Below are 13,624 nucleotides of genomic sequence, written 5' to 3' on the forward strand. Positions count from 1 at the left end.
AGCGGGCGAGATTCTATACTCAAACGGCTGGTACATCAATCAAAAGTACGATTAACCGCGTAATTCATGTGCCCGACGAAAGCGTCCTTCATAATCGAAGACCTTTTCACGGACCTGCCAGTACTGACCTTTCATGCGCGCCACCACGAAATCAGGATGCCGTAACAACGCCTGCTGATTGAGGATATCGGCGGCGGTTATCCAGCGTAAGGGTATACCGGGTGTTCGGGTGTGCGGGCGAATAAACAGTTGTTCGAAGGCCGTACGCTGCGCGGGAGTGTGCAGGCGAAAGCGTTCGCTGACGTCAGCGCCGTCTTCATCGTAATAGGTGATTTTCAGCCATTCGCCTTTATCATCCAGCCCGTTTTGTAACACCATTCCGCTACAGCGCAGGACCAGCGCATCTTTGAGCCTGAGCGCGGCTTTCAGCATGTCATCCGGGTCAACCAGCACCGTGTCGCACTCCCGACAACGGCGGGCGGCGATGTCATTTTCCGCGTTGCACTGTGGGCAGTTTTTAAAACGGAAACGAAAATCGCACTGTTCGCGATGGCCGTCATCATCTTCAAACCATCCCTGGCAGCGGCGGCCAAAATGTTCAATCAGCGTGCCGTCTGCCGTGGTTTTGCCCCAGAAGGTGTTTGCAAATCCGCAGGCAGGACAGAACACCTGTACCGGAACGTTGTCGCTTTTCCCTTTCGGAGCACCCACTTCCGGTGCGTACAGATCGTGCGGGTTGCCGGCGTAATCGAGGATCAGACAGTCGGTTTTACCCGGTGCAAGGCGCAACCCACGACCAACAATTTGTTGGTAAAGGCTAACTGACTCTGTTGGGCGCAGAATGGCGATAAGGTCGACGTGCGGGGCATCGAAGCCGGTGGTCAGGACCGATACATTCACCAGATAGCGAAAACGCTGGGCTTTGAACTCTTCAATCAGCACGTCGCGCTCAGCGCCTGGCGTATCTCCAGTGATTAGCGCGGCGTCGTCAGCGGGCAGCAGGCCCTGAATTTCTTTGGCGTGCTCAACGGTGGCGGCGAAAATCATCACCCCTTTGCGGGTTTGGGCAAACTCGATAATCTGGCTGATGATATGTGGCGTTATTCGCTGCTGCTTTTTCAGCTCCTGATTCAGATCTGCTTCGCTAAACAGGCCGTTACTCTGCGCCTGCAGGCGACTAAAGTCATACTGCACGACCGGCATGTCGAGGCGTTCTGGCGGCGTCAGGTAGCCGTGTTTAATCATGTAGCGCAGCGGTAATTCATAAATGCAGTCGCGAAACAGCGCTTTTTCATCGCCGCGCACCATACCATGATAATGAAAATGATAAATCCAGCCCTTACCCAAACGAAAAGGTGTGGCAGTAAGCCCGAGCAGACGTAAGTGGGGATTTACTTTAGTCAGGTGAGTGAGGATTTGCTGATACTGACTCTCTTCATCATCGCCAATACGGTGGCATTCATCGACGATCAGCAGTGAGAATTCACCCTGAAAGGCCTCCAGATTACGCGCTACCGACTGTACGCTGCCAAAGACTACTTTCCCGTGGCTCTCTTTACGCTTCAGGCCTGCGGCAAAAATATCGGCTTCCAGCCCCAGCGCACAATATTTGGCATGGTTTTGTGCGACCAGTTCTTTGACGTGCGCCAGTACCAGTACGCGACCACGTGCCACGCGGGCCAGTTCTGCAATCACCAGACTTTTGCCCGCGCCGGTTGGCAGGACGATAACCGCCGGGGTGCGGTGGTGGCGAAAATGGTTGAGCGTGGCGTCCACGGCTTCTTTTTGGTACGGGCGAAGAGTAAAAATCATGAGCTCATTAAGGTAAACAGCAACAATGTATAGTATGCCATGAATCATTTCCCTTGAGGGATGGTGTAACACCGCTATACTGGGCGGATAATAGTCCCACTTTTCGGGCGTAAACCCGCTTCTCGTATTTTTACAGGCAAAAATCACACTCATGCGACTTGATAAATTTATCGCTCAGCAACTCGGCGTCAGCCGCGCTATTGCCGGGCGTGAGATCCGTGCTAACCGCGTTACCGTCGACGGTGAAATCGTTAAAAACAGTGCCTTTAAGCTGCTACCAGAACACGACGTCGAATATGACGGTAATTCCCTGGTTCAACAAAATGGCCCGCGCTATTTTATGCTGAATAAGCCTCAGGGTTATGTTTGCTCAACGGATGACCCGGATCATCCGACGGTGCTTTATTTCCTTGATGAACCGGTTGCCTACAAATTGCATGCGGCAGGGCGTCTGGATATCGACACCACCGGACTGGTACTGATGACCGATGACGGACAGTGGTCGCATCGTATCACCTCTCCTCGTCACCATTGTGAGAAAACCTATCTGGTGACGCTGGAGTCGCCAGTGGCAGACGATACCGCCGAGCAGTTTGCCCATGGCGTACAGTTGCATAATGAAAAAGACCTGACCAAACCGGCTGTTCTGGAGGTCATTACGCCAACTCAGGTGCGATTGACCATCAGCGAAGGGCGTTATCATCAGGTAAAACGTATGTTTGCCGCGGTGGGTAACCACGTTGTGGAACTGCACCGTGAACGAATTGGTGACATCAGGCTTGATGACGATCTGGAGCCGGGTGAATACCGTCCATTGACCGAAGAAGAAATCGCCAGCGTTAACTTAACCCCGCGTTAATTTCAGGAGCTAAATGTGACCACCCGGCAGAACTCGTCAATTGCCATAGTCTTTATCCTTGGCTTGTTAGCCATGCTGATGCCGTTGTCGATTGATATGTATCTTCCGGCGCTACCTGTTATCTCAGAACAGTTTGGTGTGCCTGCGGGTAGCGCGCAGATGACCCTCAGTACCTATATTCTGGGGTTTGCAGTGGGGCAGTTGCTCTATGGCCCAATGGCTGACAGCATTGGGCGCAAGCCGGTGATTCTGGGCGGAACGCTGGTGTTTGCGGCGGCGGCAGTGGCCTGTGCCCTGGCGCAAACTATTGATCAACTGATCGTGATGCGTTTCTTCCACGGTCTGGCTGCCGCTGCGGCGAGCGTGGTTATCAACGCCCTGATGCGCGATATCTATCCGAAGGAAGAGTTCTCACGCATGATGTCATTCGTCATGCTGGTGACCACAATTGCGCCTTTGTTGGCACCTATCGTGGGTGGTTGGGTGCTGGTATGGCTTAGCTGGCACTATATCTTTTGGATCCTCGCCATGGCGGCTGTTCTGGCGTCGGTGATGATCTTTACGCTGATCAAAGAGACCCTGCCTGTAGAGCGTCGCCAGCCGTTTCGCCTGCGTACCACTATTGGCAACTTTGCCTCGCTGTTTCGTCATAAACGAGTGCTGAGCTATATGCTGGCCAGCGGGTTCAGCTTTGCCGGGATGTTCTCGTTTCTGAGCGCCGGACCCTTTGTTTACATTGAGATCAACCACGTTTCACCGCAGCATTTCGGTTATTACTTCGCACTGAACATCGTATTCCTGTTCGTGATGACTATCATCAACAGTCGCTTTGTGCGTCGGGTTGGGGCATTGAATATGTTCCGTACCGGTCTGTGGATCCAGTTCGTGATGGCGGGATGGATGGTCTTTAGCGCACTGTTTGGGCTGGGGTTCTGGGCTCTGGTCGTTGGCGTTGCGGCGTTTGTTGGCTGTGTATCGATGGTGTCATCAAACGCCATGGCGGTTATTCTGGATGAATTTCCGCATATGGCGGGAACGGCGTCATCGCTGGCTGGGACATTCCGCTTTGGCATTGGCGCCATTGTCGGGGCCCTGTTGTCTCTGGCGACCTTTAACTCGGCCTGGCCAATGATATGGTCGATCGCATTTTGCGCTACCTGCTCAATTCTCTTCTATCTTTACGCCAGTCGGGCTCAAAAACGGTGATCTATTACACAACCTGGGGGCCATAAGGTCTCCAGAGTTGATGTACATCAACCGCAAATCTATCATTTCCCCCGCTTATGTTTATTTTATGTAAAATCAATTTATGTAAAAAGTCACATCATTGTAGTTAAAAAGGTTGAGTTAGATCGCAGAAACGAGTACATATAGCCCGGAAATATGCCAGAACCGTTGAATAAATTTAATTACTGGGTTCTGTAAGCAGCATAAGTACTGGATGTAAACGTTTACCAACTGTCTAAAGACGTATTGTCAATGATGTGTTAATATTGATGTAAAATAATTGTGAAGTGATTGTGCTTCCAGGGAAAGAAAGTGATGACATTACAACTCTCAATCGTTCATCGTCTGCCGCAGAGCTATCGTTGGTCGGTGGGTTTCGCAGGTTCGAAAGTTGAACCGATTCCGCAAAACGGTCAGAGTAATGAGAACAGCCTGGTGGCACTCAAATTGCTCAGTCCTGATGGTGACAGCGCGTGGTCAGTCATGCATAAGCTCAGCCAGGCCCTCAGTGATATCGAGGTTCCTTGTTCCGTACTGGAATGTGAAGGGGAGCCGTGCCTGTTTGTGAATCGCCAGGACGAATTTGCCGCGACCTGCAGACTGAAAAACTTCGGCGTGGCTATCGCAGAACCGTTTTCAAACAACAATCCTTTTTGAGCGTCAGCTTAGCGCGAGCAGCTGACGCGTATAGGCCTGCTGTGGTGCGTTAAAGACGTGCTCGCATTGCCCTTGCTCCACGACCTCTCCCTGACGTAGCACAATAACCTGATGGCATAATGCGCGTACTACGTGCAAATCATGGCTGATAAAAATATAAGCCAGCCGATGCTTTTCCTGTAAGGATTTTAACAACGTCAGGATTTGCGCCTGTACGGTCCTGTCGAGCGACGATGTTGGTTCATCCAGAATGATCAGGGAAGGTTTGAGAATCAATGCTCTCGCAATAGCAATGCGTTGGCGTTGCCCACCAGAAAACTCTGCAGGATAACGATGCCGCGTTTCGCTATCCAATCCCACTTCCTCCATCACCGCTTTCACCTGTGCCTCGCGTTGTTCGGCTGACAGGGTAGGCTGATGAACGCGCAACCCCTCCTCGATAATCTGTAGCACGCTCAGGCGTGGGTTCAGCGAGGAGTTGGGATCCTGAAATACCACCTGAATACAGTGACGGACCGGCAACAGCTGGCGTCGATTTAAGGTATGCAGTGCCAGACCATCGAACACAATGCTTCCCTGCGAGGTGATTAACCGCAGAAGCGCCAGTCCGGTAGTGCTTTTTCCGGAGCCTGACTCTCCCACCAGCCCCAGCGTTTCACCGGGCCGGAGGGAAAAACTGACGTCGTTAACGACGACGTTGTGGTCCACCACGCGTTTCAGGATACCTTTGCGGATAGGAAAGGCGACGCGGAGTTTTTCCACTTCCAGCAACGGAGCTTGCCCGACAGGCAAAGGTACCGGGTCGCCGGAAGGTTCGCTGTTTAACAATTTCTTCGTGTAGGGATGCGTTGGCGCAGTGAGCAACTGTGCTGCTCTATTTTGCTCAACGCACTGGCCGTTTTGCATGACCGCCACGGTATCGGCCAGTTTTTTCACAATACTCAGGTTGTGGGTGATGAACAGTAATCCCATGTTCAGCTCGCGCTGTAGTTCCCTCAGCAATTGCAGGATCTGTGCCTGAACGGAAACGTCCAGCGCGGTAGTCGGTTCATCAGCAATAAGCAGCTCAGGTCGTGTCAGCAGTGCCATGGCGATCATCACACGCTGGCGTTCACCGCCGGACAGTTGGTGTGGGTAATCTGCGAGACGTTTGGCCGCCTGACGGATGCCAACGCGATCCAGGCAGGTCAGGATTTCTGCCCGCGCCGCCTCCCGACGCATTCCCCTATGCAGCGACAGCACTTCATAAAGCTGTTTTTCCAGATTGTGGAGCGGGTTCAGTGACACCATCGGCTCCTGGAAAATCATGGCGATTTTATTCCCCCGTACGCCGCGAAGCGTCTGCTCGTTGGCGTGAAGTAATGATTCACCGTGAAAACGGATGTCCCCGGAAGGGTAAACTACCGGAGGGGACGGTAACAACCGTAGGATAGAAAGCGCGGTCACGCTTTTCCCCGATCCAGACTCGCCCACCAGCGCTAGCGTTTGTCCGGCATCAACCCGTAGTGAGAGGGCATTGACTACGGTGCGCACGGTCTCTTGTTGACGAAAACCTACCGATAAATTCTCAATGGCTAACAGAGGTTGTGTCATTTTAAATCGCCTTGTTGGGATCAAACGCATCGCGTACCGCTTCACCAATAAAGATCAGTAGCGATAGTAGCAGGGCAACGGAGATGAACGCGGTGATGCCAAGCCACGGTGCCTGCAGGTTGTTTTTACCCTGTAACAGGAGTTCTCCCAGTGATGGCGAGCCAAGCGGTAAACCGAACCCAAGAAAATCCAGTGAGGTCAGAGTAGTTATCGAGGCGCATAAAATAAACGGTAAAAAAGTCAGGGCCGCGACCATCGCGTTAGGCAGCATATGACGCAGAATAATACTGCGATCGCTTACGCCTAGCGCTTGAGCGGCTCGAATGTAATCAAAGTTTCGGGTACGTAAAAATTCCGCGCGCACCACGCCAACCAGACTCATCCAGCCAAACAATACGGTAATGCCCAACAGCCACCAGAAGTTAGGCTGGACCACGCTCGACAATAGAATGATGAGAAACAGCGTTGGCATTCCTGACCAAACTTCAATGAATCGTTGCCCCCACAGGTCCACCTTGCCGCCATAATAGCCCTGAATTGCGCCAGCCATAATGCCCATCACGCTCGAACAGAGAGTGAGCATTAGACCAAACAAGACAGAAATACGTGTGCCGTAGAGGATGCGTGCCAGTACATCACCGCCGTTGGCGTCTGTTCCCAGCCAGTTTTGTGCGGAAGGCGGGGAAGGGAAGGGCTTATCGGTGGCAAAGTTAATGCTGGTGGCCCCAAAGCGTATTGGTGCCCACAGGATCCAGCCCTGGTTTTCCAGGCGCTGTTGTAGCCACGGGTCCTGATAATCAGCCTGAGTCGCCAGCGGTCCGCCGAAGTCGCTTTCACTGTAGTTTTTGAACAGGGGGAAATACCAGCTATTGTCGTAGCGCACCAGTAGCGGCTTATCATTGGCAATCAGTTCTGAACACAGGCTAAGACCGAACAGCACCAGAAAAATCCACAGCGACCAGTAGCCGCGACGGTTGTGGCGAAAGCGCGCCCAGCGGGCCTGATTGACGGGGCTTAATCGCGACATTATCGTCCCTCAAAATCAATACGAGGATCGACCAGCGTATAGCTGATGTCGCTGAGGATATTCAGCAGCAGACCGATCAGGGTGAAGATATAAAGCGTGCCAAACATTACCGGGTAGTCGCGTGATACGGTGGATTCATAACCCAGCAATCCCAGGCCGTTAAGCGAAAACATCACTTCAATCAGCAGTGAGCCGGTAAAAAACATGCTGATAAACGTTGCCGGGAAGCCGGCGATCACCAGCAACATGGCATTGCGAAACACATGTTTCCACAGAATATTTTTCTCGCTGACCCCTTTAGCGCGTGCGGTGACGACATATTGTTTGCGCACCTCATCCAGAAATGAGTTCTTGGTCAGCATAGTCAGCGCGGCAAACCCACCAACCACCGTCGCCAGCACCGGCAGGGTAATATGCCAAAGGTAGTCGGTTACTTTCTGATACCAGGGCAGGGAGTCAAAATTGGCGGAAACCAGCCCGCGAAGCGGGAACAGGTCGTAGTAGCTTCCCCCGGCAAAAAAGACGATCAGCAAAATGGCAAACAGAAAGGCCGGTATGGCATAGCCGATAATAATAAATGCGCTGCTCCAGACATCAAACCGGCTGCCGTTATGCACCGCTTTGCGGATCCCAAGCGGTATCGACACCAGATAGATGATGAGCGTACTCCACAGCCCCAGCGTGACGGAAACAGGCAGGCTGTCTTTGATAAGCGTCAGCACCGAGGCGCTACGAAACAGGCTGTCACCGAAATCGAAACGAATGTAATCCCAGAGCATTTTGAAGTAACGCTCATGAATGGGCTTATCGAACCCATAGCGACGAGTGATTTCGGCGATCACTTCCGGGTCCAGACCCCGTCCGCCTCGATAATTACTGTCGCTGATGTTACCAACGCCGGTTTGCGCGTGGCTGGCGCGAACGCCTTCGCTACCCGCGCCGGGTAATGCCCCGCTTTGCCCGAACTCAATGGCGGCGACGGCCTGTTCAACCGGGCCGCCTGGGGCAATTTGCACGATAAAAAAGTTGATGGTGATGATGGCCCAAAGCGTTGGGATCACCAGCAGTAGACGTCGAATCAGATACGCGCCCATTTATTCTCCCTGTCGTCTGGCAGCGGGCAGTTTCGCCGCTTTGTTGACGTCATACCACCAGTTGTCGAGGCCAATGGTGTAAATTGGGCGAATAGCAGGATGTGAAAATTTATCCCACCAGGCGATGCGATCCTCTGCCATAAACCACATCGGCAACATGTAGTAGTTCCAGGTTAGTACCCTGTCCAGTGCCCGGCCCAGTGGGATCAATTTGGCTTTATCACCTTGTGCCGCGATGATTTGGTCGATCAGTTTATCAATCACCGGGCTTTGTACGCCGGGGGCGTTGTAGCTGGAATCAATATATTGAGAGGCCCACAGAATTTGCAGGTCCGAACTCGGCCACGGCATCGCGCGATACAACCTCGGCATCATGTCATAGTCGCGACTGCGCAGGCGGTTCGTGATTTGTGAGTTATCCACCTGGCGGATATTCATGGTAATACCTAAGCGCTGCAGGTTGTGCTGGAACGGCAGCACCCATTGACTGTTGCTGCCCGCCGGGAGCAACAGTTCAAAGCTCAGAGGTTTACCGCTGGCGCTATTTACCCGCTGCTGACCCTTTAGTACCCACCCGGCCTGCTCCAGTAAGGTATCGGCTTTCAACAGGTTGTCGCGATCGTAGCCATCGCCTTTTGATTTTGGCGGCTGATAGATTTGGCTAAAGACCTCAGGGGGGAGATCTTTTTTCAAGGGCGCGAGTATCACCAGTTCATCAGCGTCGGGGTATTTTGTCGCGGCATATTCGGTATTCTGAAAATAGCTGTTGGTCCGGCTCCAGGCATTATAGAACAGCGCTTTATTCATCCATTCAAAATCAAAGGCCAGCGTGATGGCTTCCCGTACCCGTCGGTCGCTGAATACCGGACGCTGAATATTAAATGCCAGCCAGCGGGTATCCTGCGCGGACTCGTTTTTTTGCTCATCTTTGATGATGTAGTGATTCGCGAAATTTTTCCCGGTATAACGCGTCGCCCAGTTTTTGGCATCATTTTCAAGACGCAGATCAAACGCACCGGCCTTAAACGCTTCAAAGGCGACGTTATCATCCAGATAGTAGTCGTAGCGGATGGTATCAAAGTTCCAGCGTCCACGATTGACGGGCAGATTAGCGGCCCAATAATCTTTGACGCGCGAATAGACAATATACTGGCCCATCTTCCATTTCGTAATGCGATAAGGGCCGCTGGCGAGCGGTGGCGATGATAAGGGATCGCTGAGCTTATGATCTTTCCAGTACTTCTCTGGCATCACGGGTAATGAAAACAGGCTGAGCATGTCCTCTTTACCCGGTTTGGCTAATTCAATGCGTACGGTTAATGGCGCGATGGCTTTTACCGTTGTTCCCTTGTAGACCAGACGAAACTGCGGCACGCCTTCAGTCATAAATTTGTGGAAGGTGAATGCGACGTCGCGGGCGGTAATGGGTGAGCCATCGTGAAAACGCGCTCGTGGATTAATGGCAATTTCTACCCAAGAATAGTCGTTAGCATAGCGTGCGCTGTCGGCAATGAGCGGGTAATAGCTACCAGGTTCATCGTCAGAGGTCGTAAACAACGTATCGTAAAGCGTTTCGGTACGTGCGCCGGGGTTACCGCGCATCGCATAGCGGTTGAAGTTGTCAAACGTGCCAATGGCGGACAGGGTGATTTGACCCCCTTTAGGGGCTGCGGGATTCACATAATCGAAGTGATTAAAGTTAAATGCGTACTTCGGTTCACCCAGTACGGCAAAAGCATAGCTTTCTTTGATGGATTGCGCCTGGGCGCTAAACCCGATGAGGGTAATAAACAGAAGCAGTACGCGAGGGATCATATAAAAGCGATTTCCTTTTCCTGCTACAACCCGACGGGCATCATGCCTGAAAGATAAGGGATGTAGCGGCGAGTGAGAGTATATGAATCGCATACTGCGATCACCACGTCGGCTTATTGGGCTGTGCCATCCAACGCACAAAATCAGCAAGCTTTAATGGTCGGCTAATCCAGTATCCCTGGAAAAAATGCACCCCACGATCGCGCAGCCAACGGGCTTGCTCAGGAGTTTCTACCCCTTCCGCAACCGTCAGCATATTAAGACGTTTAGAAAGTGTCAACACGGCGTCCAGAACCGGAGAGGTCAGGGTTTCCGTCCCGATGGCGTTAATAAATCCGCGATCGATTTTCAGGTAGTCAACGGTAAAGCGTTCCAGATAAATAAGCGCGCTATGGCCGGTGCCAAAATCATCAATCGCAATTTCAAAACCTGCGGAATGCAGCCATTCAAATAGCTTTGTGGCCTCGTGCTGATTGAGCATATCTCGTTCAGTGATTTCCAGCACTATCTGAAAATAGTTTGCGGGAAGTGAAGCGTGCAGGTGCCGGATGTCGTCTTTAAATGTCTCGCCATGCAGATGCGATGGCGCGATATTGATCTCCAATTTTGCGCCAGCGGGTAACACTTTTTGCAGCGCCGGGGCATCCTGGGCGATCAACTTAAACAGATGCTGAGTCAGCGGGACAATCATTTTCTGTGATTCAGCGTAATGAATAAAGGCATCCGGTGGGATCTCGCCCGTTGTTGGGTGATTCCAACGTAACAGGACCTCGACGCCTTTCACTTCCAGCGTTTGCATCTCTACGACGGGCTGGTACACCACATAAAACTGGTTATGCTTGATGGCGTTGAGGATATCTTTGCCTGGGCGTAAACGGATGCTGTAGATGTAGTACCAGAGGAGAAGGGCGGCAATAATCCCGGCCATACATCCCAACAAAATAGAATACCAGACGTCGGTATAGCTCCACTCTTGTGCGTATAAGCGAATTTTAAGCGGGATCCCTTCAAGAGTGGCCTGCCGCCAGGAGGTATGAGGAAGAGCGGAGACATCGATGATTCGCGATGAGAATGTCGAAATTGCGGTATTACCGACGATAATCGCAATACCGTCAAAATCATCCTGCCGGGCGGTATAGAGCAGATAAGGTGCCAGATTGATATTCAGTGAGGTAAATACGCCGCTATCATTGAACGACGCGTTTCGGTGCCAAATCATGATCGCTGGCTTATCCGGCATCATGGGCGTACCGGGAAGTAATTCCACATCAATATTTCTGCTGATATCGAGGTTTGGTATCAAATCCAAAATCGGAGTGAACATGGAACCTGTCGCGGAAGAGCAGAAAGCGATGCCGTCTTTTACCAGCAAGAAAGCGCGAACGTTCAGGCTAAATGCTGCACTGGAGGTCAGCTTAGCGCCGACTTGTTGGCAACTGTTGGCAACCAGCGGCTGAAGGGCATCGGTGGTGGTTTTGAGGTCGGTGAAGTAGCTGCTGACGTAATTCTGGATATCGGCAAGGAGCGTGTCGTACTTAACTTCTCGTTTATGCCAGGTGACGAAAAACTGCAGGGTACTCACGAGTATTGCGACGATAAGCCCCGTTAACATACAGGAAAGCAGGATTTTCCGACCGGATGAAGAAGAGCGTCTGAACATAGATCCTTATTTTACCTGGTTTAACCGCTTACTCTGTATGAATATAACCTGAAATGACTCATGTTGTGAGATTTTTCTTAGTCGCAGGGTGAAACAAAAAAGCACCGCCGAAGCAGTGCTTTTGGAATGTCTCATCAGGATAGCCAAGGGATAGCTGCCAAACGAAACTAACTGCGGCTCAGAACCCGGCGAGCTTCGTTGTAACGTTTTTTCCAGTAAGGCTCGTTCATGCTGGAAATGATAACGCCACTGCTGGTCGAGGCATGTACAAACTGGTTGTTACCGATATAAATACCGACGTGACGGCCAGTAGAACCAGCACGGAACAGAACCAGATCGCCTGTGCGCAGATTAGTGCGCGAAACGGATTTTCCCGTTTCCTGTTGTTCATAGGTTGAGCGCGGAAGCTCTAAACCAAATTGCTCGCGGAATGTACGCTGCACGAAGCTTGAGCAATCAATACCTTTTTTGGTGCTGCCGCCAAGGCGGTAACGCACGCCTTTCCAGTCAGCATACTGGTCCATAATACGTGATTTAACATCGATATTACGTACCATATTTTCAAATTCATCCTGAGAGGCTTGCAGTGAAGAGTTATCTCCATTGCCCACAGCATGCGTCTCAGAATGCATATTCTTGGCGGTGTTCGTTGTGCTACATGCAGAAAGCAGAACCGCAACTGCTATCGCGGGTATGCCCCGCAAGATATATCTCAAAATCGGTTGAGATTTGACCATTTTGTTTGTTTTCCCTTGAAGTCCTTAACGATAAATATCGTTATAAAAAATGCCAAACGTGACGAGACTAATTACCATCGCACGATGAGACAATTCCTTAAGGTCAAATCTGTGGCAGAACGCACAAATTTATTCTGAAAGGGAGTAATTATCCCGCGAGGCAAAACGAGTTCGAGATTACCCGATCGTTCCGGTCAATGCGAGTGATTTTACGTGATTTCTTATAAGAAAAATTGATACAGAAAGTGAATAAACGGCATTGTCTAAATTAAGAACAATCAGGGTAAAAAATACGCAACCCACTCATTTTAAACATGAATAAGATGACAGGAGAATGACAATCAGAATGATGAAATATTGCCCGGCATCATCAGGGAATCAGAAGTATCCCTGATGATGTTAATTACTCTGCGTTATTTGTTTAAAAATTGTTTGTTTTTGCCAGGAAGATAATTCACGAACAGAGTGACTAATCGGTCGCTTAATGGCGTCATTAGCCACCAGGGAAGGCCAATCAAGACCACCGTCATGGAACCAACCACGATATCGGTGAGCCAGTGGGCGCCAATCATCACGCGCGGGAAGGCAAAAACCACAGCAATAATAAGGCCGATTATTCCTGCGACTTTTCCGAAATAACGCAGCATGAATGCGGAAAAAATAAGCAGCATCATGCCGTGATCGCCAGGAAAACTGTCTTTCGACGCATCTTTGGTCGGAATATGCAGCAGTTCGCTGACGCGATAAATATTATCCAGCATAAGCGTGGGGCTGGCGCGTTTAACGGGAATAAGCGCCTGGCCCAGCTGATTTAATACCACTGCAGTGAGCAGCATAACCAAACCAATTGCCACAATGCGTCGGCGACCTTCCGGCGTCTCTTTGAGCCAAAAGTGCAGCATCAATGCGCCCATAGCCAGCAATGAGCAGCCATCAAATGCCCGATTATTGGTAATAGCAACAACCCATAAGAACAGCGGGCTTTCCACCAGTTTATGATTAAAGAAGCGGAAAACGCCCGTATCGAGTGAAGACCAGAACCCATGCCCGGCTGGAATATACCAGGACAGAAACAGTGCCAGACCAGCAATATTAAGCAGGAGGATTAAAGGGTATCGGGTTTTCATCGTCGTTTACCATTGC

Annotated in this window: 11 protein-coding genes; 3 read left to right on the forward strand and 8 right to left on the reverse strand. The window is 51.1% G+C overall.

Annotated elements, in window-relative coordinates:
* Nucleotides 1–51: 51 nt before the first annotated feature.
* Nucleotides 52–1,812, reverse strand: coding sequence for a DNA repair helicase RadD (locus SK38_RS01715; RefSeq protein WP_048236387.1), 1,761 nt, complete (start codon nt 1,810–1,812; stop codon nt 52–54).
* A gap of 151 nt (nt 1,813–1,963) precedes the next feature.
* On the opposite strand from SK38_RS01715, the gene rsuA reads away from it, so the two are divergent.
* From rsuA to SK38_RS01730, 3 genes are all read left to right on the forward strand, one after another.
* Complete coding sequence (rsuA, locus tag SK38_RS01720) at nt 1,964–2,671, forward strand: 16S rRNA pseudouridine(516) synthase RsuA (protein ID WP_008785291.1); 708 nt, start codon at nt 1,964–1,966, stop codon at nt 2,669–2,671.
* A 15-nt stretch (nt 2,672–2,686) separates the two neighbouring features.
* Nucleotides 2,687–3,877, forward strand: a complete 1,191-nt coding sequence (locus SK38_RS01725; protein ID WP_003834584.1) for a Bcr/CflA family multidrug efflux MFS transporter — start codon at nt 2,687–2,689, stop codon at nt 3,875–3,877.
* A gap of 333 nt (nt 3,878–4,210) precedes the next feature.
* On the forward strand, nt 4,211–4,555 hold the full coding sequence (locus tag SK38_RS01730) for a YejG family protein (protein WP_085951589.1): 345 nt from the start codon (nt 4,211–4,213) through the stop codon (nt 4,553–4,555).
* Between the two features lie 3 nt (nt 4,556–4,558).
* Here SK38_RS01730 and yejF read toward each other — a convergent pair whose 3' ends face one another.
* The 7 genes from yejF to SK38_RS01765 form a co-directional block, all read right to left on the reverse strand.
* Entirely contained in the window at nt 4,559–6,148 is a 1,590-nt protein-coding gene (gene yejF, locus SK38_RS01735; RefSeq protein WP_048234885.1) for a microcin C ABC transporter ATP-binding protein YejF, read from the reverse strand.
* Between the two features lies 1 nt (nt 6,149).
* On the reverse strand, nt 6,150–7,175 hold the full coding sequence (locus SK38_RS01740) for an ABC transporter permease (protein ID WP_003834577.1): 1,026 nt from the start codon (nt 7,173–7,175) through the stop codon (nt 6,150–6,152).
* The gene (locus SK38_RS01745; protein ID WP_003834575.1) at nt 7,175–8,269 is read right to left on the reverse strand and encodes a microcin C ABC transporter permease YejB; all 1,095 of its coding nucleotides are present in this window, start codon (nt 8,267–8,269) and stop codon (nt 7,175–7,177) included. Before SK38_RS01745 ends, SK38_RS01740 begins: the two co-directional genes overlap by 1 nt.
* Complete coding sequence (locus SK38_RS01750; protein WP_048234887.1) at nt 8,270–10,084, reverse strand: extracellular solute-binding protein; 1,815 nt, start codon at nt 10,082–10,084, stop codon at nt 8,270–8,272.
* Between the two features lie 100 nt (nt 10,085–10,184).
* Nucleotides 10,185–11,744, reverse strand: coding sequence for a cyclic di-GMP phosphodiesterase (locus SK38_RS01755; RefSeq protein WP_048234889.1), 1,560 nt, complete (start codon nt 11,742–11,744; stop codon nt 10,185–10,187).
* A 167-nt stretch (nt 11,745–11,911) separates the two neighbouring features.
* Entirely contained in the window at nt 11,912–12,481 is a 570-nt protein-coding gene (gene mepS, locus SK38_RS01760; protein ID WP_003834567.1) for a bifunctional murein DD-endopeptidase/murein LD-carboxypeptidase, read from the reverse strand.
* A 413-nt stretch (nt 12,482–12,894) separates the two neighbouring features.
* The gene (locus SK38_RS01765) at nt 12,895–13,608 is read right to left on the reverse strand and encodes a phosphatase PAP2 family protein (protein WP_048234890.1); all 714 of its coding nucleotides are present in this window, start codon (nt 13,606–13,608) and stop codon (nt 12,895–12,897) included.
* Nucleotides 13,609–13,624: the final 16 nt, after the last annotated feature.

Origin of the sequence: Citrobacter sp. MGH110 (assembly GCF_001037515.1) — a bacterium.
In the GTDB taxonomy this organism is placed as follows: Bacteria; Pseudomonadota; Gammaproteobacteria; order Enterobacterales; family Enterobacteriaceae; genus Citrobacter; species Citrobacter portucalensis.